Source organism: Luteibacter sp. 621 (genome assembly GCF_050435445.1).
In the GTDB taxonomy this organism is placed as follows: Bacteria; Pseudomonadota; Gammaproteobacteria; order Xanthomonadales; family Rhodanobacteraceae; genus Luteibacter.
The window spans coordinates 142,985-161,153 of sequence record NZ_JBNDKI010000008.1 but is presented as its reverse complement, the minus strand read 5'-3'; the positions used below and the strand labels follow the sequence as shown (position 1 = coordinate 161,153).

General features: G+C 64.0%; 20 protein-coding genes. 11 read left to right on the top strand and 9 right to left on the bottom strand.

From position 1 onward, the window contains the following. Window positions 1–54: 54 nt before the first annotated feature. Both ABIE56_RS11155 and ABIE56_RS11150 read left to right on the top strand, forming a co-directional pair. The gene (locus tag ABIE56_RS11155) at window positions 55–180 is read left to right on the top strand and encodes a hypothetical protein (RefSeq protein WP_331643995.1); all 126 of its coding nucleotides are present in this window, start codon (window positions 55–57) and stop codon (window positions 178–180) included. Between the two features lie 39 nt (window positions 181–219). After that, a complete protein-coding gene (locus tag ABIE56_RS11150) occupies window positions 220–1,350 on the top strand; it encodes an acyltransferase family protein (RefSeq protein WP_429243880.1) in 1,131 nt (376 codons plus the stop codon). Here ABIE56_RS11150 and ABIE56_RS11145 read toward each other — a convergent pair. Beyond that, window positions 1,319–2,224, bottom strand: a complete 906-nt coding sequence (locus ABIE56_RS11145; protein ID WP_429243879.1) for a YihY/virulence factor BrkB family protein — start codon at window positions 2,222–2,224, stop codon at window positions 1,319–1,321. The genes ABIE56_RS11150 and ABIE56_RS11145 overlap by 32 nt on opposite strands. A 55-nt stretch (window positions 2,225–2,279) precedes the next feature. Continuing rightward, window positions 2,280–2,465: a CsbD family protein gene (locus ABIE56_RS11140; protein ID WP_429243878.1), complete on the bottom strand. Its 186-nt coding sequence runs from the start codon at window positions 2,463–2,465 to the stop codon at window positions 2,280–2,282. Between the two features lie 125 nt (window positions 2,466–2,590). Here ABIE56_RS11140 and ABIE56_RS11135 point away from each other — a divergent pair, with 125 nt between their 5' ends. Then, window positions 2,591–3,913 (top strand): Nramp family divalent metal transporter, encoded by a 1,323-nt coding sequence (locus tag ABIE56_RS11135; protein WP_429243877.1) that lies wholly within the window; start codon window positions 2,591–2,593, stop codon window positions 3,911–3,913. Window positions 3,914–4,071: 158 nt separating this feature from the next. Here the strand turns inward: ABIE56_RS11135 and ABIE56_RS11130 are convergent, their stop codons facing one another. Further along, window positions 4,072–4,230, bottom strand: a complete 159-nt coding sequence (locus ABIE56_RS11130; protein ID WP_429243876.1) for a hypothetical protein — start codon at window positions 4,228–4,230, stop codon at window positions 4,072–4,074. A gap of 387 nt (window positions 4,231–4,617) precedes the next feature. After that, window positions 4,618–5,514 carry a LysR family transcriptional regulator gene (locus tag ABIE56_RS11125; RefSeq protein ID WP_429243875.1) on the bottom strand — a complete coding sequence of 299 codons (897 nt, stop codon included), beginning with the start codon at window positions 5,512–5,514 and terminating at the stop codon, window positions 4,618–4,620. A 130-nt stretch (window positions 5,515–5,644) separates the two neighbouring features. Here ABIE56_RS11125 and ABIE56_RS11120 point away from each other — a divergent pair, with 130 nt between their 5' ends. From ABIE56_RS11120 to ABIE56_RS11105, 4 genes are read left to right on the top strand one after another with little or no spacing between them, the layout of a single operon-like run. Beyond that, window positions 5,645–6,757 carry an S-(hydroxymethyl)glutathione dehydrogenase/class III alcohol dehydrogenase gene (locus ABIE56_RS11120; protein WP_429243874.1) on the top strand — a complete coding sequence of 371 codons (1,113 nt, stop codon included), beginning with the start codon at window positions 5,645–5,647 and terminating at the stop codon, window positions 6,755–6,757. Window positions 6,758–6,765: 8 nt separating this feature from the next. Further along, the gene (locus ABIE56_RS11115) at window positions 6,766–7,182 is read left to right on the top strand and encodes a ketosteroid isomerase-related protein (RefSeq protein ID WP_429243873.1); all 417 of its coding nucleotides are present in this window, start codon (window positions 6,766–6,768) and stop codon (window positions 7,180–7,182) included. 60 nt (window positions 7,183–7,242) lie between these two features. Further along, a complete protein-coding gene (locus ABIE56_RS11110; protein ID WP_429243872.1) occupies window positions 7,243–8,229 on the top strand; it encodes an MBL fold metallo-hydrolase in 987 nt (328 codons plus the stop codon). 31 nt (window positions 8,230–8,260) lie between these two features. Continuing rightward, window positions 8,261–8,473 (top strand): RNA-binding S4 domain-containing protein, encoded by a 213-nt coding sequence (locus tag ABIE56_RS11105; protein ID WP_429243871.1) that lies wholly within the window; start codon window positions 8,261–8,263, stop codon window positions 8,471–8,473. Window positions 8,474–8,598: 125 nt separating this feature from the next. On the opposite strand, the gene ABIE56_RS11100 is transcribed toward ABIE56_RS11105, so the two are convergent. The 5 genes from ABIE56_RS11100 to lexA form a co-directional block, all read right to left on the bottom strand. After that, complete coding sequence (locus tag ABIE56_RS11100; RefSeq protein WP_429243870.1) at window positions 8,599–8,871, bottom strand: hypothetical protein; 273 nt, start codon at window positions 8,869–8,871, stop codon at window positions 8,599–8,601. A gap of 229 nt (window positions 8,872–9,100) precedes the next feature. Then, a complete protein-coding gene (locus ABIE56_RS11095) occupies window positions 9,101–12,241 on the bottom strand; it encodes an error-prone DNA polymerase (protein ID WP_429243869.1) in 3,141 nt (1,046 codons plus the stop codon). Beyond that, entirely contained in the window at window positions 12,225–13,634 is a 1,410-nt protein-coding gene (locus ABIE56_RS11090) for a Y-family DNA polymerase (protein ID WP_429243868.1), read from the bottom strand. Before ABIE56_RS11090 ends, ABIE56_RS11095 begins: the two co-directional genes overlap by 17 nt. Before the next feature lie 74 nt (window positions 13,635–13,708). Continuing rightward, window positions 13,709–14,347 (bottom strand): translesion DNA synthesis-associated protein ImuA, encoded by a 639-nt coding sequence (imuA, locus tag ABIE56_RS11085; protein WP_429243867.1) that lies wholly within the window; start codon window positions 14,345–14,347, stop codon window positions 13,709–13,711. A 3-nt stretch (window positions 14,348–14,350) separates the two neighbouring features. Next, window positions 14,351–14,977 carry a transcriptional repressor LexA gene (gene lexA, locus ABIE56_RS11080; protein ID WP_247435715.1) on the bottom strand — a complete coding sequence of 209 codons (627 nt, stop codon included), beginning with the start codon at window positions 14,975–14,977 and terminating at the stop codon, window positions 14,351–14,353. A 196-nt stretch (window positions 14,978–15,173) separates the two neighbouring features. Between lexA and ABIE56_RS11075 the strand changes: the two genes are divergently transcribed. The 4 genes from ABIE56_RS11075 to ABIE56_RS11060 all read left to right on the top strand — a co-directional run bounded on the left by ABIE56_RS11075 (window position 15,174) and on the right by ABIE56_RS11060 (window position 18,078). Further along, the gene (locus ABIE56_RS11075) at window positions 15,174–15,482 is read left to right on the top strand and encodes a hypothetical protein (RefSeq protein WP_429243866.1); all 309 of its coding nucleotides are present in this window, start codon (window positions 15,174–15,176) and stop codon (window positions 15,480–15,482) included. 77 nt (window positions 15,483–15,559) lie between these two features. After that, window positions 15,560–16,681: an MFS transporter gene (locus ABIE56_RS11070; RefSeq protein ID WP_429243865.1), complete on the top strand. Its 1,122-nt coding sequence runs from the start codon at window positions 15,560–15,562 to the stop codon at window positions 16,679–16,681. A gap of 12 nt (window positions 16,682–16,693) precedes the next feature. Continuing rightward, entirely contained in the window at window positions 16,694–17,314 is a 621-nt protein-coding gene (locus tag ABIE56_RS11065) for an HAD family hydrolase (RefSeq protein ID WP_429243864.1), read from the top strand. Further along, window positions 17,311–18,078, top strand: coding sequence for a DeoR/GlpR family DNA-binding transcription regulator (locus ABIE56_RS11060; RefSeq protein ID WP_429243863.1), 768 nt, complete (start codon window positions 17,311–17,313; stop codon window positions 18,076–18,078). The genes ABIE56_RS11065 and ABIE56_RS11060 overlap by 4 nt, the downstream gene beginning before the upstream one ends. Window positions 18,079–18,169: the final 91 nt, after the last annotated feature.

Here is an 18,169-nt window from a genome sequence, read left to right as displayed (position 1 = left end):
TGCACACCCTTCGCCGGACGCTCGTCACACCCACACGCTTCAAAGGTGAGCACGATGGACGAGCAGAAGACCCCGGTTGCGGAAAAGCAGAAAGGCGGCATCGGCTACGTGCTGCTGTGGATCCTGGGTGTGCCCATCCCGGTCCTCATCCTTATCTTCCTGGTTCGCGGTTGCACCTGAGCACGCTAAGCTGGCGGCTTCCCCTCTGGAAGCCGCCACGTGTCCCAGCAAGTCCTCCCGCGTAGCCCCGGTATCGACCTGCTGCGCGGCTTCAGCATCCTGCTGGTCGTGGTTCACCACCTTGGCCTGAGGCTGCCCCTGCACAAGACCGATGCGGCGCTGGTGCTGCCGATCCCCTTGCTCAAGGGCCTCATCTATAACGGCTACGAAGCCGTCTTCCTGTTCTTTGTGGTCTCCGGCTTCCTGATCACCCGGCATGTCCTTGAGCGCGATGGCGCGCTCGCCACGGTGGACTGGCGGGGTTTTTATGCCCGCCGGGTGGCGCGAATCGCACCGTGCCTGCTGGCGCTGATCGTCGTGCTGCTCGCCTGCCACGGGCTTGGCGTGCCCAACTACGTGTTCGACAAACCGGGGCAGACGCCGCTGGGCGCCACACTCTCGGCGCTTACCTTCACCCTGAATGTGTATGAGGGGAGCCATGGCTGGCTGCCGGGTGGGTGGGATGTCCTCTGGTCGCTCTCGGTGGAGGAGGTGTTCTACCTGGCCTTCCCGCTGGTGTGCCTCACCCTGGGCCGTACGCGCTGGCTGGTGCCGACGCTAGCCGCACTCGTGCTGTCCGTGCCGTTTACCCGCGCCGCCATCGTCGATAACGAGATCTGGAGCGAAAAAGCCTATCTGCCTGGCATGGGAGCAATCGCGGCGGGCGTCCTGGCCGCGCTCGTCCGCTTTCGTATGGGTGTGCCGGGCGCGGGGCCACGCCGTGCCATGGCCGCCGTCGGCGCGGTGAGCCTGGGCTCGATCATGTTTTCCGGCGGCTGGGTTTGGCACGCGGTCCACGAGGGCTATCTGCTCTTGCTCATCGGTGCCGGTGTGCTGCTCGTGCTGGCATCGCCGGAGGGTGGCGCCGCGGTACGTGGAACGGGCTGGCTACGCGCCATGGGCCGCTCCAGCTACGAGGTGTACCTCACCCATATGTTCGTCGTGTACTCGCTGGTGGGCGTTGCACGGCTTACCGGTACGGACGGGGCGTGGGGCTGGCTGTGGTACGCACCGGCGGTGCTGATCGCCTGGGCGCTGGGCCACGGGGTGGCACGGTACCTGTCCGAGCCGGCCAACCGTTGGCTACGCCGCCGCCTGCTCAGGCCTGCTTCCGTGGTGGCGCGGGCGTGACCTGCGTGGCGGCGTCGAAGCTTTCGGCATGCTCGGCAGGCCGGATCTTCGCCCCGCGCGCCACAGCCAGGCCGTGGGTGAGCTCCGCGCCCAGCAAGACAATGATCGAGGCGTAGTACACCCAGGTAAGCAGCACGACGATCGCGCCGGCCGGGCCATACGCGCCGCCAACGCTCGCCCGATCGATGTACAGGCTGATGACGAATTTGCCGCCCACGAAAAGCAGGGCAGTAAGGATGCCTCCGCGTGCGGCATCGCGCCAGGCGATCTGTGCATCGGGGAGGATCCGGTACATCGCGCCAAAGGCGATGACGAAGACACCAAACGAGATGACCGCTTCAACGACCTGCCATGCCACCGTATCGCCGGGGATGACCGCCTGGATCAGGCTGCTGACCACGAACGAAATGATGAGCAGGAATGCGATGCCGATGAGCAGGCCGAAGGCGCGTGCCCGCGTGCTCAGCCAGCCGACGACGGCTTCGCCGGGCTTGGCGCGGATCTTCCACACCCGGTTGATCGTGGACTGCAGTTGGGCGAACACCGCCGATGCGCTGAACACGGTGACGCACAGGCCGATGATGCCAACGATGTTCCCCAGGCGCGGCCGCTGTTGGGCGTTATCGATCACCAGCTTGACCGCGGTGGCGCCTTGTTGCCCGATCACATTGGTCAGGCCCTCGACCAGTTGCGCCTGCCATTGGGCGTTGAGCGCAGAGAGCACCCAAAGCAGGAGGACGAGCAATGGCGCGAAGGACAGTGCCGAGTAAAACGAAAGTGCCGCCGCGCGGGTCATCAGCTCGTCATCGCTGAAGCCGTCGGCCGCCGTGCGGATGGATTTGCTGGTGAGGTCGTACCAGTGGCGCACGCTCATCGGGACAAGCTCATCGGGAAAGGGGCGGGGGCCTCACAGCCCCCGCCGGGTCCGGTTAGTGGTGACGATCGCGGTCGCGTGCATGGTCGGCGGCCTTGCCGACTTCCTTCTGCACCTTGCCCGCGTTCTTCTCGATATTGCCGGCCGCTTGCTTTGCGTGGTCGCCCGTAACCTTGCCAACGGCTTCCTTCATGGCGCCCTTTACCTCGTGCTTCATACCCTCGGTGCGGTTCTTGTCCATGATGATTCCTCGGTTGCTCTGCGCGGTTCGCAGCGTGAACGGTGTACCCGTTCACGCCATTACAGGCGCGTGAAGCGCGCGTGCGGCGGCGTTCACCGGGTGGGCGTGAGACGGTACGATGGGGCATGTTCTTTCCGTTGCCCAAGACGGCCACCGCGCCGTTCTGCCCCTCTGAAGTCGCTGGCTCCATCGTCGTATCGCCCGATCTCCCATGGTGGAAGAAAGCGCTGCGCTTTGCCGGTCCGGGCCTGCTTGTCTCCGTGGGCTATATGGACCCGGGGAATTGGGCCACCGATATCGAAGCGGGTTCGCGATTTGGTTATCGCCTGTTATTCGTGGTGCTGCTCTCAAGCCTGGCGGCCATGCTCCTGCAATGCCTTGCCGCACGGCTTGGCATCGCTACCCGCAAGGACCTGGCCCAACTTTCCAGCCAGCGTTACCCCAAGGCGCTTGGTCGCGCCCAGTGGGTGCTGGCCGAGCTTTCCATTATTTCCTGCGATCTGGCGGAGGTGCTGGGCAGCGCGCTCGCGTTCAAGTTGTTGTTCGGCGTGTCGCTACCGGTGGGCGTGGCCTTGACGGCGCTCGATACGTTTATCGTGCTTGGCTTGCAGGGCCAGGGGTTCCGCCGCGTCGAGTCGATCATCCTGGGGTTGGTTGGCACCATCGGCATCTGCTTCGTGGTTCAGCTGTTCCTGGTCGGGCCGGATTGGCACGCGGTCGCCGCCGGCTTCGTGCCATCACTCCACGCATTGGATAGCCGTGAGCCGCTTTACCTGGCGATCGGCATCCTCGGCGCGACGATCATGCCGCACAACCTGTACCTGCATTCGTCGATCGTGCAGACCCGTGCGGTGTCGGGCGAGGCGGGTAAATGGGCGGCGATCAGGCTGACGCGTGTGGATACGATCGGCTCGCTAAGCCTGGCGCTGCTGATCAACGCGGCCATACTCATCGTGGCTGCCGGGGCGTTTCACGCCACCGGGCGGCGGGATGTCGCGGACATTGGCGATGCCTACCAGCTACTCGCACCGATCGCCGGCACGACGGTGGCTTCCATCGCATTCGCCGTCGGCCTGTTCGCATCGGGCCAGAGTTCCACGTTCACCGGCACCATCGCCGGGCAGGTGATCATGGATGGTTTCCTGCAAATGAAACTGCCGTGTTGGCAACGGCGGCTGATCACCCGCGGGCTTGCCATCATTCCCGCGTTCATCGGTGTGGTGGTGATGGGCGACCGTGCGATCGGCGCGCTGCTGGTGGCCAGCCAGGTGGTGTTGAGTATCCAGCTGCCGTTCGCCATGTATCCGCTGATCCGGTTCACGGATAACCGGGAGCTGATGGGGGCGTTTGCCAACACCCGGCTTGTCTCGGTATCTGCCTGGGCGCTTTTCGTGGTCATCTCGGCGGCCAACATCTGGCTCGTGGCCCAGTTCTTTGGCCTGGCGTGACCTGGGCCCGGAAACGCAGAAGGCCCACCAATGGTGGGCCTTCTTGATAGCGACGCGGTTCTCGTAGGAGCGGGCAGGGCCGCGGCCTTGGGAAGCGCGGACTGGGATGTGCCGCCAAAGGCGGTCGCGCCCAGATGCGCCCCTACGGCGAGCGCGGCTTACGCTTCGTTGCTGAGGCGGCTGGCGACTTCGCCGAGCCAGTCGTAGCCATCCATCTCGCCACCGAACAGGTCGAGGCCATTGGAGGCATCGCTGGCGTGGAAGCCGGCGGAGTATTCGAAGGTGGTGATGCCGTAATCGTTGCGAAGTTCGTTCATGGTCGTCTCCCAGTCTCTTGTATGACCGGTTGTTTCAAGTCAGCCCACGCCGCCGGTCTCTGGCGTGGAGCGGACCTTACGCTGGCCCGGGGTGACCCGGTAGATGGCCAAAAAGCGCTGGTCCGTTTCGTGTGGTGAACAATCGGTTCGTTAGGCTTTCGTCATGCGGTTTTTGCACCGAATTACTGAACCAACGAGTTTTCTCTTTGACCTTAGTAAGGGTCCCCTTAGCGGATTCAAGGGTTCCAATCATTAAAATCTTCGACAGCGGGCGTAAGGAAATAGTTCAATCATTTTTCCAATCGGCCCGATGGACGGTGCCTATGGGATGCCTTGCCGCGGCCTTTCGTTCGCAGGAACGAACGTATCCGTTAACTAGAGTTTAACTCATTCGCCTGGCAGCTGCCACGGGGGCGTTTGCAACCGTTCACATAAGAAGTCCGCGAGCTGGCGCACCTTGGGCGAAAGGTGCCGGCTGCGGGGGTAAACCAGCCACACGGCGCCGTTCTCGTCGCGCCAGGCATCAAGCAGCGAAACCAGCCTGCCTTCGGCCAGGGGCGCCTCGACATAGAAGTCGGGCAGCTGGGCGATGCCCAGGCCGTGCAGGCTGGCATCCAGCAGGGCCTGGCCCGAGCTGGCCCGGTAGCGGCCGCGGACGGGGCGCTGCCGGGGTTGGCCATCTTCCAGGAAAATCCAGTGGCTGGCCGAGCCGAGGAGGAGCTGGTGATCGACCAGGTCGTCGGGCGTGCGGGGAGCGCTGCGGGCCGCAAGGTAAGCAGGCGACGCCACGACGAACAGGCGCCGCTCGCCCAGCCGGCGGGCCACCAGGTTGGAGTCGGCGAGCAGGCCGGTGCGGATGGTGAGGTCGTACCCCTCTTCAATCAGGTCGACATTCCGGTTCGAGAAATCCATGTCCACGCCGAGCTGGGGGTGCATGGCCAGGAATTCATTGACCAGCGGAGCCACGTAGCGCTCCCCGTACGTGGTGGCCAGGCTGATCCGCAGGCTTCCGCGCAGGCCCTCCTGGTAGTCGACGATGGCCTGTTCGGCGGCGTCGAACCCTTCCAGCAAGTGGCGGGCGTGTTCGTAATAGAGCCGGCCGGCATCCGTCAGGCGCAATTTGCGGGTCGTCCGGTGCAGCAGTTGCGTGCCCAGGCGTTGCTCAAGCGCGCTCACCGCGCGGCTGACAAAGGCCGTGGAGAGGCCCAGGTGGCGGGCGGCGGCCGAGAAGCTGCCCAGGCGGACCACCTCGACAAAGGCGTCCATTCCGTCCCATGCGCGCATCGATTATTGCTCCCGGTAAAAGATGCTTGTCGGTACGAACGACTAATCGACGACGGCAAGGCTGGCTAGAATCCATGATCCACCCGGCCCGTGCCGGTTTCACATGCCATTGTAAGAGGAATGACCGACCATGAAGTCGCGCGCCGCTGTTGCCTGGGAAGCAGGAAAGCCCCTCTCCATTGAGGAGATCGACGTCCAGGGCCCCAAGGCCGGCGAGGTGCTGGTACGCATCGTGGCCACGGGCGTATGCCATACCGATGCCTTCACCTTGTCGGGCGCCGACCCGGAAGGTGCCTTCCCGGTCATCCTGGGGCATGAGGGCGGTGGCATTGTCGAGGAAGTGGGTGAGGGCGTGTCCACCCTGAAGCCGGGTGACCATGTCATCCCGCTGTACACGCCTGAATGTGGTGAGTGTTCGTTCTGCCGCTCGGGCAAGACCAATCTTTGCCAGAAGATCCGCGTTACCCAGGGCAAGGGCGTTATGCCTGATGGCACCTCGCGATTCTCCATGGGCGGCAAGTCGCTTCTCCACTACATGGGTACCAGCACCTTCAGCGAATACACGGTGCTACCGGAAATTTCGCTGGCGAAGATCAACAAGGACGCGCCGCTGGATAAGGTTTGCCTGCTGGGTTGCGGTGTGACCACCGGCATTGGCGCTGTTCTTAATACGGCGAAGGTGGAGCCGGGCGCGACCGTGGCTGTGTTCGGCATGGGCGGCATTGGCCTTTCGGTGGTGCAGGGCGCGGTCATGGCCAAGGCCAGCCGGATCATCTGCGTCGATACCAACCCGTCCAAGTTCGAGATGGCGAAGATGCTGGGCGCCACGGATTTCGTGAACCCGCGCGATTACCCGGATACGCCCATCCAGCAGGTCATCGTCGACCTGACCGATGGCGGTGTCGATTATTCCTTCGAATGCATCGGTAACGTCGATGTGATGCGCTCGGCCCTGGAGTGTTGCCACAAGGGCTGGGGCGAGTCGATCATCATTGGCGTGGCTGGCGCGGGCCAGGAGATCCGCACGCGTCCGTTCCAGCTCGTTACCGGCCGTGTGTGGCGTGGCTCCGCCTTTGGCGGTGTGAAGGGCCGTACGGAATTGCCGGGTTATGTCGAGCGCTACATGGGTGGTGAGATCAAGATCGATCCCATGATCACGTATACGATGGGGCTGGATGACATCAATCGCGCCTTCGACCTGATGCACGAAGGCAAGGCCATCCGCTCCGTCATTCTTTACTGAGTGCCCCGATGAACGAGACGATCGACCTTATCCGCCGCTACTACGACGCGTTCAACCGCGGCGACTGGAACGGCATGCTCGATGTGCTGGATGAGCACGTGGCCCACGATGTGAACCAGGGTGGCCGTGAAACCGGCCGCGCCCGGTTCGCTGCGTTTCTCGAACGGATGAACGTCAGCTACTCCGAGCAGCTGAAGAACATCGTGGTGATGGCAAACGAGAAGGGTGACCGTGCCGCCGCGGAATACGTGGTGCACGGCGAATACAAAGCCACCGACGACGGCCTGCCGCTGGCCCAGGGCCAGAGCTACGTCTTGCCGGGCGGTGCGTTCTTCGACGTGGTCGGCGGCAAGATCACCCGGGTCAGCAACTACTACAACCTGGAAGACTGGCTGGCCCAGGTGCGTCGCGTCGACGTGGATTGACCTTGAAGCCGGGGTGGTGGGGCCGCAGGTCATGCCCTGACCCCACCACCAAGGCAAGGCATGGCCTGGACGAACCCGTACTTCGACGCTGCCAGGGAACACCACACACCTGACGGCTTTCGTAACCTCGAGCCGGAAACTCGCGAGCCGGGCGGCCTGAAGCGCTGGCGCCGCGAACGCAAGGAACAGCAGCTACCCCGCCCGCCGGATGAAGGCTATGCCGCGTTCACCCGCCGCTGGTGGCAGCCGGCCGATTTCACAGGTGCTGGCGATGCGGCCTGGTGGCTTGGCCACGCCACAGTGCTGGTGCGCAGGAAAGGTCTCACGGTCATCACGGATCCCGTGCTCGGCAAGCGTGCCTCCCCGCTGTCGTTCGCTGGCCCGTTGCGGCGGACCCCCGCGCCCGTGGAAGTCGCCGCGTTGCCGCAGATCGACGTCGTGGCGATCTCACACAACCACTACGACCACCTGGACCGCGAGAGCGTGCATGCCATTGCCCGGCGCTTTCCCAAGGCGGTGTTCCTCGTGCCGCTGGGGCTGAAGCGCTGGTTCGATCGCGAACGCATTGGCAACGTGCGTGAACTCGACTGGTGGGCGTCCACGGATATCGCGGGCACCGTGTTTACGTTCGTCCCGGCCCGCCACTGGAGCGCGCGCACGCTTTGGGATCGCAACCGCTCGCTATGGGGTGGTTGGGTCATGGCCCAGGATGGCTACCGGTTCTGGTTTGCCGGCGATACGGGCTATTCGGAGAAGCTGGCCGATATCGGGCGCCGTGCAGGGCCCATCGACCTGGCAGCGATTCCCATTGGCGCGTACGCGCCACGCTGGTTCATGCATGGCCAGCACGTGGACCCGGCCCAGGCGGTACGGTTGCATAAGGAGATCGGCGTCCGCCGCTCCATCGCCATCCATTGGGGTGTATTCGAGCTGGCGGATGACCAGCTGGACGAGCCGCCGCGGCTACTTACCGAGGCGCTTGCCGCGGAGGGCATGACGGGAGACGATTTCATGCTTTTAAACATTGGGGGGCGGATTGCGCTCTAATGTGCACCCCTTGATCCCGAAGTGCCCAGCCATGCCCTCGCAAACCTTCCAGCTAGAAGGCGAATACGTCGAACTCAACCAGTTGCTGAAGCTCGCCGGCATCGCCGCGAGCGGTGGCGAAGGCAAGCACCTGGTAGCCGATGGCCTCGTTACCGTCGATGGCGTGGTGGAGCTGCGCAAGACCTGCAAGATTCGCGCGGGCCAGGTCGTGGAAATCGACGACGAAACCATTCGCGTCATTTGATGACGCCCCCGCTGTTGTAGGAGCGTGCTTGCACGCGATAAGCCAACAGAGCGGTTTATCTGCCGACCCAAATAGAAAAAGCCGGCGTCTCGCGACGCCGGCTTTTTTCGTTCATGCGCTGGCTATTACATGCCGCCGGCGGTCGACGACTTGGCCGGTTCCGCGGTGGTGCTCTTCTTGTGCTTCTTGTGGGTCGACTTCATGGAGCCATTCTCGCTACCTGCCGCACTGCTGGCCGCGCCGTCCTTCTTCATGGAATCAGAGCTCGAGTGCATGGCCGAGCCGGCGGTGGAGGCGGGCGTCGGGTCGGTCTTCGAAGCGGCATCCTGCGCGAAGGCGGCGCCGCTCACGAGGGTACAGCCGGCGAGCATGGCGAGGATCAGTTTCGTGTTGCGCATGACGAATCTCTCCTGGAACTGTGGTGAGCGCCTTGGATTCAAAAGCGGCTGCGCCGGGCGCGGCGGCGTGGCTCGCTACAGACCGGAATGTGTGCGGTCGGTGCAGACGCTATCGCTTTTTGGATGAACAAAGTGGGTCTCGCTCTGCAGTTCCTAGGCATCCGTTCAGGTGGAAATTACAAACCGTTAAGCGATGGCGAAAAACGTTTTGCAGTGCACTACGAATGTCTTACTGGAAATCGCGGGAAACCGAGCCAAACGAAGGAAGCAGGTCGCTGAAATCCAGCAGCCTGTAAGCCACGAGGTGGTGCACGCCATCGATGGATTGCCACTGCCCATCCACGGCAAGCAGCACGGCATCCAGCAGCGCCTGGCGGCAGGCTTCCGCCACCTTCGGCCGCACGATCACATTCACCTGGCCGGTTTCATCTTCCAGCGTCACGAAAGTGATGCCACTGGCGGTTTGCGGGCGTTGGCGAACGGTAACCAGGCCCGCGTGACGTAGCCATGCACCATTTCGGATAGCGAGAAGATCGCGTGCACGGCGGACACGACGTGATAGCAAGTTCTTGCGAACCAGCGAGAGCGGATGGCCGCTAAGTGAGAGGCCGTGCGTGGCGTAATCGGCGAAAACGTTTTCGGCTAGCGAGGGTGGCCGCAGTGTGGTGCGTTCCTCGGCCACGGCATGGAGTAGTGGCAACGTGCGTTCAATACCCGCACTTTCCCAGCGTGCGCGATGGCGGTGGCCGCTGAGGGTGCGCAGGGCGCCGGCATCCGCCAGGCGCTCGCGCTCGAAGCGGTTGAGTTGTGCACGGCTGGCCAGGTCGGCAAGGTCGCGCAGCGGTGCCTGCGCGCGCGCTGCGACGATGCGTTCGCCCAGATCGGCCGACAGGCCGCCGATCATTCGTAAGCCCAGTCGAAGTACGAACGTACCCGTTTGCTTTGAAACCGGTTCCAGCGTGCAATCCCAGTCGCTGGCGGTGACATCCGGCGGGCGTACTTCGACGCCATGGCGGCGTGCATCAGCCACCAGTTGGGCTGGCGCGTAGAAACCCATGGGCTGGCTGTTGAGCAGCGCGCAGGTGAATACCTCGGGGTGGTGGCATTTCAGGTACGACGAGGCATAAGCGATAAGTGCGAAACCCGCCGCATGGGATTCGGGAAAGCCATAGCTGCCGAACCCCTGGATCTGGTCGATGATCTGCTGGGTGAATTCAGGCGAATAGTTGTTCTTCGCCATGTTACGGCGGATCTTCGGTTCGAATTTCTGCAGGCCGCCGCGGCGTTTCCACGCGGCCATGGAGCGGCGCAGTTCATCGGATTCGCCTGGTGAGAAATCAGCGACCACCTGCAGTACGTGCATCACCTGTTCCTGGAAGATCGGTACGCCGAGCGTGCGTTCCAGGACGGGGCGTACCTTATGTTCGTAGACGATCTCTTCGGGTGGAAGCTTTCGCCGTTGCAGGTAGGGGTGCACCATGCCGCCCTGGATCGGGCCGGGGCGGACAATGGCCACCTGGATCACCAGGTCGTAATAACGGGCCGGCTTCAGGCGTGGCAGCATCGACATCTGCGCGCGTGATTCGATCTGGAATACGCCGACGGTATCGGCCTGCTGGATCATGGCGTAAGTCTTTGGATCCTCCATGGGGATATCGGCCAGGCGCGGGTAATCGGTGGCCTTGTGCGTGCGCAGAAGGTCCATGGCCTTGCGCATGCAGGTGAGCATGCCCAGGGCCAGGCAATCCACCTTCAGCAGCTTCATGGTTTCCAGGTCATCCTTGTCCCACTGGATGATGGTGCGATCCTCCATGGCCGCGTTCTCCACGGGCACCAGGTGGTGCAATGGCGTATCGGAGATAACGAAGCCACCCACATGCTGGGAAAGGTGGCGTGGCATGCCGTTGAGTTCCTCCACCAGTACGACAAGCTGGCGAATGGTGCGGCTGGTGATATCGAAGCCACGCTCGGCCAGGCGTACCGTAATGGGCACCTCTCCATGGGCATGCGAATACGCCCGGCTTAGCTGGTCCAGTTGATCTTCCGAAAGGCCAAGCGCCCGGCCGATATCGCGCGCCGCGCTCTTGCGCCGGTAGCTGATCACGGTGGCAGCCAGCGCGGCGCGCTCACGCCCATATTTGTTGAATACGTACTGCAGCACTTCCTCGCGCCGTTCGTGTTCGAAATCCACGTCGATATCGGGCGGCTCATCGCGTTCGATGGAAATGAAGCGCTCGAACAATGTGCTGATCTGCGCGGGATTGACCTCGGTAATACCCAGGCAGAAGCACACCACTGAATTGGCTGCGGAACCGCGGCCCTGGCAAAGGATCTGGCGTGAGCGGGCAAAGCGCACGATATCGTGCACGGTGAGGAAGAAGGCCTCGTATTTCATCGTGGCGACGAGGACGAGTTCCTTTTCGATCCGCTCGCGCAGCGTATCGTCGATACCGCCAGGCCAGCGCGTGGCGGCCCCTTCCCAGGTGAGCTGGCGCAGGTAGGCCGTGGCATCCATGCCATCGGGTACCAGCTCGCGCGGGTAAACGTAGTTGATGCCGCGGATATCGAAACCGGTGCAGCGCGCCGCCACCACCTGGGTTTCGTCGAGCAGGTCGCGGGGATAGATGCGTGCCAGGGTTTCGCGCCTGCGCAGGTGGCGTTCGCCATTGGCAAACAACGCGGCGCCCGCATCGGCCAGGGGGCGGTTCACGCGGATGGCGGTCATCACATCCTGCAAGGCCCGACGGCGGCGCAGGTGCATGTGCACGTCGCCCGTGGCGACGCATGGCAAGGCGTGGCGTGCGCCCAGTTCGCGTAACGCGGCCAGTTCGGCATCATCATGCTGGCCACGGTGCAGTTCCACGGCCAGCCATGCACGCCCGCTGAAATGCGTGGCCACCCAGGCGGCACGCTCATCGTGGGTCGCGACGGTCGTGGCCTTCCAGGGACCGGGAGCCCACAACAGGCATAAGCCTTCGCCCAAGGCCTCCAGGTCGCTACGGTGCAGTTCGTAGCTGCCCTTGGGTGCGCGGCGCCGGGCCAGGGTTACTAACCGGCACAGCTCGGTGTAGCCGGCCTGGCTTTCCACCAGCAACACCAGCACGGTGCCATCGGCGAGCCGGAACTCGCTGCCGGTGATCAGTGGCAGTTCCACTTCCAGCGAGGCCTCCAACGCACGCACGATTCCCGAAAGCGAACATTCATCGGTGATGGCGAGGGCGGCATAGTCAAGATCCTTCGCGCGTTCGAACAGCTCGCGCGCGCTCGATGCCCCGCGCTGGAAGCTGAAATCGCTTAGTGCGTGCAATTCGGCGTAGACGGGGGGAGCGATATCGGCGTCGTTCGCCGGTGAGTCAGGCAAACCAGCCATGCAGCATCCACCCATCCAGCATGCCCGGCGGCAGGTAAGCCCAGGCTTGCTGGCCATGCACGGTTTTGACGATGTAGTAATCGCGACGTGCATCACCACCATCCCACCAGCCGCTTTCGATGCGCTCCGGGCCGGCCAGTACGGCGACCGGATCGGGGCGCATGGGCAGCGGGCGCGGCAACAGCCACAACGGGCGGCGCCCGCGCGGCAGTGAGACCGTGGCGGTGGGGGCGCCATAGCGCGAGGCGCGTTCGGGGCGGTGGTCGTTCACGACGGTGAGCTGGCGCAGGGCCGCATCGCCCAGGCGTGCGCGCAGGCGCTCATCCAGCGTCGGCCAGTCAAGGCCATCACCCCGGATAGGTTCGAATAGATCGCGTACCGGTGGGCGGAAGACGGGCAGCTCGTCGGCATGCAGTTCGATGGAGCGAGCCGGGGCAGGGAGCGTGGTGCGCTCAAGCCGCGTGCGCGCCAGTTCAAACAGTCGCTCGGCATCGCGCTGCGGCGCCGCCATGGCGACCCCTATGCGCGTGCTTTCGCCCCGTGCATGTTCCAGGGTCAGCGTAAAACGTTGCACGCCGCCATCGCGCGCCGCCAGCAGGTTGGCCAGTGCGCGGGTGAGCCGGCGCAGTGGAAACAACAGCGGCTGGCTGCCATCCAGTTCGGTATCGAACTCGATCTTCTGCTGGAAACTGGCGGGTGGCTGCCATGCGGGCAAGGCATCGGAAGCCTGGCCGCGGATACGATCGAGCCAGTTCACGCCGGCACGGCCGATGCGCCGGGTGAGCTCGGGGCGGGGCAGCCGGAAAACATCATCCAGCCGGCGAAAGCCCATGGCATGCAACGCGGTGACAGCGGTAGTTGGCAAGCCGCTTTGCGTAAGGGGTAGGGCACCCAGCATGCGGATAACGCCCTCGCGCGCAGGAATCACCATGCCATCGGCCGTGGCGGCGAACACCCAGGATGCGGAGGCGAACGGCGTAGCGGCCAGTGTGTGCGGATGGCCTTGCGCATGCAGGCCGGCAGTGACGCGTTCGACCAGTACAGGCCAGCCATCGAACAGGCGCAGGCTAGCCCCGACCTCCATGAGGATGGCGTTGGGTGGTACCAGGCTGACATGGCCGCTGAACTGGTAGCACCAGGCAGCCAGCTCGCTAAGCAGGCGCTTCTCGGCATCGCGGTCGCGCGGGCGTACTTCCAGCGCAGGGCATAACGCGCGAGCGGCAGCCACGCTTTGCCCGCGGCGTATGCCATGGGCGCGGGCTTCGTCATTGGCGGTGGCGATCAGCCGCTGGCGGGCGTGGTTATCGAGCAGGGCGGAGGGGCCTGCCTCCGGTGCCGCGGCGAAGGCGGCGGAGAACGCCAGGCCGGGAAAACGGAGGCAGGCCCAAAGCATGGTTGCGGCAACGAGGCAAAAAAGAGGTGCCCGGCATGGCGGCGGATGAGGGACGACGCCATGCCGGACAAACCTCAGGCCCGCATACGCAACAGCGGAGCGGTAGTGGTCAGCAGGCCACGCGACTTGAGGACATCCACATAGGTGGCCTCATCGCTATTGCTGACCTTGATACGGAGCGCCGCCGGGCTGTTTTGCGCGGCGTGCTCGGCGGAACGGAAAACCATGGCGCAGGCATCGCCGCTTTCGGCGGCCAGTTGCAGGCGGCGCAAGCTGCGGTAATCGATATCCGGCAGCCAGCCGACCACGGCGCCGCAGCAGCCGGAGCGCAGGCACTGCTCCATGCTCCAGGCGGCCTCGGTGGAGCCGGCATGGATCTCATGCAGGAAGCGCAGATCGACACCGGCCGCGGCCAGCGCGGGAGCATAAGGCTGGTAAGGCGGTGCCACGAAGATGACGCGGCGGTGCTCCTGGGTGAGCGCGGCAAGCGCGGGCATCACCAGGTCAAGCTCGCCCAGGCCATCGTGTTCGAACAGGATTTCGCTGACGGCGCCTTGCGGCCAGCCGCCACCCGGCAGGCGGGTGTCCAGTGACGTCCAGCCCGTGGAAAGCGCGCGCACGCGCGGCTGGCGATCGGCGGAGCGGCGCCAGATACCGGGATGATCCAGGACCTGGGCCAGGTTGTGCGAAGCGGAAGCAATGGCAGCATTCATGGCTCAGGTCCTGCGGATGATGCCGACATAGCGGCCTTCGATGGCGAAGGCGTGGCGGCGGGGGTCGACTTCGATGGGCTTGAAGTCGGGGTTTTCGGGAAGCAGCAGCAGGCGGTCGCGCTCATGCTTCAGGCGCTTCACCGTGACTTCGTCGTCCAGCCGCGCCACCACGATCTGGCCATCGTTGGCCGTGGCGGTGCGGTGGACGGCGAGCAGATCGCCATCGAGGATGCCGACATCGCGCATGCTCATGCCCACTACGCGCAGCAGGTAATCGGCCCGGGGGTGGAACATGGCCGGGTCGATCTCCAGTTGCGATTCGATGTTTTCCTCCGCCAGGATGGGCGAGCCGGCGGCGACGCGGCCGATGAGCGGCAGCTCATTGAGCATGGCGGCGCGGATGGCGGCGGCATTGCCTGACGGGAGGCGCAGGCCACGATGCTGTGGCGAGCGCTCCAGCACACCCTTGCGCACCAGCGACTCCACACAAGCCTGCGCGGAGCTGTGGCTGGGAAAGCCCAGTGCATCAGCGATCTCGCGCAGCGTGGGGGGCAGGCCCTCGGCCTGCAGGTACTCCCGCAGGAAATCCAGGGTCTTCTGCTGTCGCTCGGTGAGGTTCGGCGTCGTCATGTGTACATTTGTACAGAAGCCGGCGGCGGGGTGCAAGTGGCTCGTGGGGTTGCGGCGTTTCTCAGGTGAAAAAACCTTACAAAGCCGCTGAGTTCAAAAGAATTTTCCTACAGGAATGAGAGGGCAAGGGCCAGTCGACCCCACGTGTCGGGGCAGTAATCCTATGGTTACCTTTCACTTAGGAAGTTCCCTGCCCATGAGCTTTGCCGTACACGATGCCTTGCCGCCCTCTGGTCACGCGGGCGAATTTGCGTCAGCAGGAGCACCTGGTGAACATGCCTCTCTCAACGCACGCACCACGAGGCTGGAAACAGGCATGGAATACATTCGCGAAGACATACGCAATCTTCGTCTCGAACTGCGCGACACCCGTATCGAGTTGCGCACCGATATTCGCGACCTCCGCACCGAGCTGCGAACCGACTTTCGCCTCCTGTTTGGTTCGATGATCACTTTCGGGCTTGGAATCACCGGCATGATGGCCAAGGGCTTCCACTGGATCTGAATCGACTTCGTTAATCACTTGCACGTTTGTGCACGATTGCATACATTGATGCGCATTCTTCTTCCCATGGCATGCGCATGAACCCCACCCGGGCCACCCGGCTTATCTTTCTTCTTTCCGGTATCGGCATGGCCAGCTGGGCGCCGATGGTGCCGTATGCCAAGGCCAACCTCGGCCTCGATGACGGCACGCTTGGCCTGGTGCTGCTGTGTATGGGGTGTGGTGCGGCGGCTGCCATGCCGCTCGCGGGGTTCCTGACCCACCGCTTCGGCAATCGCGATGTCATCGGTGTAAGTGGCCTGCTGGTGTGCCTCGCGCTGCCGCTGCTTACCATCGCATCCAGCACATGGGCCCTGGGTGCCGCGCTCCTGTTCTTCGGTGCGGCGCTGGGCGTGGTCGATGTCTCCATGAACGCCCATGCGGTGGACGTGGAAAAGATGCGCGGCAAGCCAATGATGTCGGGGTTCCATGGGCTCTTCAGTGTCGGTGGCCTGGTTGGCTCAGCGGGTATGGCTGCCTTGCTGAAGGCCGGTGCGCCGCTCACCGGCAGCGCTATCGCGGTGTCGCTTGCCCTGCTCATCATCGTGCTCACCCAATGGAAGCACTTCCTTGTGCGCCATGAGGAAGAACACGCCGGATCCCGGGCGCCGTTCCGCATGCCGGGTGGCGCGATCTTCCTGCTGGGCTTCCTTTGCATGGTGGTGTTCCTGGCCGAGGGTTCCATGCTCGACTGGAGCGCCGTTTTCCTGCGCTTCTCACGTGGCTTCGATGCCTCGTCGGCCGGTCTTGGCTACGCGGCGTTCTCGATCGCCATGGCCCTGTGCCGCCTGCTGGGTGACCGCATTACTGCGCATATCGGCCCGGTGGCCATCGTGCGCGGGGGCAGCCTCATCGCCGCCGCAGGGTTCCTCGCCGCCACGCTTATTCCGTGGGGGCCGGCCGCGCTCCTCGGCTTCGTGCTGGTCGGCATTGGCGCGTCCAACATCGTGCCGGTCCTGTTTAGTGCCGCCGGGCGCCTGGGCGGCGCATCGCCTGGCGTCGGCATCGCCATTGTCACCGCGCTCGGTTATGCCGGCATGCTGGCCGGCCCTGCAGGCATCGGTTTCGTTGCCCACCTGAGCACGCTTTCCATTGCGCTGACCGGCGTCGCTGGCCTGCTCATCATCGTTTCCCTATGCGCGTCCATCGCGCGCCGCTGATCGGAGTTTTCCATGTATTCCAAGCGTGATGTCGTGATCTTCGATTTCGGTGGCGTGCTCGTCGACTGGAACCCGCGGTATCTCTACCGAAAGCTGTTTGGTGATGACGAGGTGGGCATGGAGCGCTTCCTTGCCGAAGTCACCACCACTGAGTGGAACCTGCGCCAGGACGCGGGACGTCCGTGGAAAGAGGCCCTCGAGGAGCTAACGGCAAAGCACCCCGAGCATGTCGATCTGATCACGGCGTTCCATGAGCGCTGGGAAGAAACGCTGAAGGGTCCGATCGACGACAGCATCGCGATCCTGCGCGACCTCAAGCAGGCGGGCCACCCGCTTTACGGGCTCACCAACTGGTCGGGCGAGACCTTTCCGATCGCGCGTGCCCGCTATGAGTTCTTCAACTGGTTTGATGGCATCGTGGTCTCGGGCGACGAGGGCGCGATCAAGCCCGATCCGACGCTTTATGAAACCCTGCTGGAGCGCTACGACATCGATCCGAAGCGGGCGGTTTTCATCGATGACAACAAGGTGAATGTCGACGCGGCCGAGGCGCTGGGAATCCATGGCATCCATTTCCATTCACCGGCGCAGTTGCGTGCTGAGCTGGTCGCGCTGGGTTTCCTGCCGAAATGAGCACGCCGGATACCACGCTGCCGCGTGAGCGTCAGCAGCTGATCCTCGAGCGCCTGCAAAGGGAAGGGAAGGTCGTGGCCGTTGAGTTGGCGCAGGCGTTTCACGTATCGGAAGACTCGATCCGCCGTGACCTGCGCGATCTGGCGGCGCAAGGTCTTTGCCGCCGCGTCTACGGCGGCGCATTGCTTGCTCCGCACATTGCGCCGCTGGGCGAGCGGCACAGCGAGCGCGCGGAATTGAAGCGCACGCTTGGCCGTGCGGCGGCGGCGCTGGTGGGGGAGGGGCAGATCCTGTTTATCGATGCAGGATCAACCAACACGGCGTTAGCCAAGGCGCTGCCTGATCACCGCGACCTTACCGTGGTGACCAATGCTCCTGACGTGGCCCTGGCGGTATTGGGCCGTCCAGGGTTCGACGTGGTGCTGCTGGGCGGTAAGCTCGATCCACACATCGGCGGCGCCATCGGTTCGCGCACGCTGCGTCAGGCGCAGGATATCCGCGCGGACTTGTGTTTCCCTGGCGTCTGCGCGATCGACCCGAAGACCGGGTTATGGACCATCGATGAGGAAGAGACGATGTTCAAGCAGGCGATCATCGAGGCCAGTGGCGAGACGGTGGCCATTGCCACGCCCGACAAGCTGGTGGCCTCGGCAACGCACCACACGGTGCCGATCACGGCGGTTACGCACCTGGTGGTCGCATCGGATACGGAGTGGGAGATCACCGGCCAGTATCGGGCGGCCGGCGTTTCGGTGCATTGGTGAATACATCAAGCGCAATCGCGCACATGTAGGAGCGCCCTTACGCGCGATGGGAGCTTGCCGAGATCCCTATCGCGCGCAAGCGCGCTCCTGC

Bases quoted from the DNA above. Each gene is read 5' to 3' on its own strand.
- ABIE56_RS11155 (WP_331643995.1), top strand. From the start codon at position 55: ATGGACGAGCAGAAGACCCCGGTTGCGGAAAAGCAGAAAGGCGGCATC.
- ABIE56_RS11145 (WP_429243879.1), bottom strand. From the start codon at position 2,224: ATGAGCGTGCGCCACTGGTACGACCTCACCAGCAAATCCATCCGCACG.
- ABIE56_RS11140 (WP_429243878.1), bottom strand. From the start codon at position 2,465: ATGGACAAGAACCGCACCGAGGGTATGAAGCACGAGGTAAAGGGCGCC.
- ABIE56_RS11135 (WP_429243877.1), top strand. From the start codon at position 2,591: ATGTTCTTTCCGTTGCCCAAGACGGCCACCGCGCCGTTCTGCCCCTCT.
- ABIE56_RS11130 (WP_429243876.1), bottom strand. From the start codon at position 4,230: ATGAACGAACTTCGCAACGATTACGGCATCACCACCTTCGAATACTCC.
- ABIE56_RS11125 (WP_429243875.1), bottom strand. From the start codon at position 5,514: ATGCGCGCATGGGACGGAATGGACGCCTTTGTCGAGGTGGTCCGCCTG.
- ABIE56_RS11120 (WP_429243874.1), top strand. From the start codon at position 5,645: ATGAAGTCGCGCGCCGCTGTTGCCTGGGAAGCAGGAAAGCCCCTCTCC.
- ABIE56_RS11115 (WP_429243873.1), top strand. From the start codon at position 6,766: ATGAACGAGACGATCGACCTTATCCGCCGCTACTACGACGCGTTCAAC.
- ABIE56_RS11110 (WP_429243872.1), top strand. From the start codon at position 7,243: ATGGCCTGGACGAACCCGTACTTCGACGCTGCCAGGGAACACCACACA.
- ABIE56_RS11105 (WP_429243871.1), top strand. From the start codon at position 8,261: ATGCCCTCGCAAACCTTCCAGCTAGAAGGCGAATACGTCGAACTCAAC.
- ABIE56_RS11100 (WP_429243870.1), bottom strand. From the start codon at position 8,871: ATGCGCAACACGAAACTGATCCTCGCCATGCTCGCCGGCTGTACCCTC.
- ABIE56_RS11095 (WP_429243869.1), bottom strand. From the start codon at position 12,241: ATGGCTGGTTTGCCTGACTCACCGGCGAACGACGCCGATATCGCTCCC.
- ABIE56_RS11090 (WP_429243868.1), bottom strand. From the start codon at position 13,634: ATGCTTTGGGCCTGCCTCCGTTTTCCCGGCCTGGCGTTCTCCGCCGCC.
- imuA (WP_429243867.1), bottom strand. From the start codon at position 14,347: ATGAATGCTGCCATTGCTTCCGCTTCGCACAACCTGGCCCAGGTCCTG.
- lexA (WP_247435715.1), bottom strand. From the start codon at position 14,977: ATGACGACGCCGAACCTCACCGAGCGACAGCAGAAGACCCTGGATTTC.
- ABIE56_RS11075 (WP_429243866.1), top strand. From the start codon at position 15,174: ATGAGCTTTGCCGTACACGATGCCTTGCCGCCCTCTGGTCACGCGGGC.
- ABIE56_RS11070 (WP_429243865.1), top strand. From the start codon at position 15,560: ATGAACCCCACCCGGGCCACCCGGCTTATCTTTCTTCTTTCCGGTATC.
- ABIE56_RS11065 (WP_429243864.1), top strand. From the start codon at position 16,694: ATGTATTCCAAGCGTGATGTCGTGATCTTCGATTTCGGTGGCGTGCTC.
- ABIE56_RS11060 (WP_429243863.1), top strand. From the start codon at position 17,311: ATGAGCACGCCGGATACCACGCTGCCGCGTGAGCGTCAGCAGCTGATC.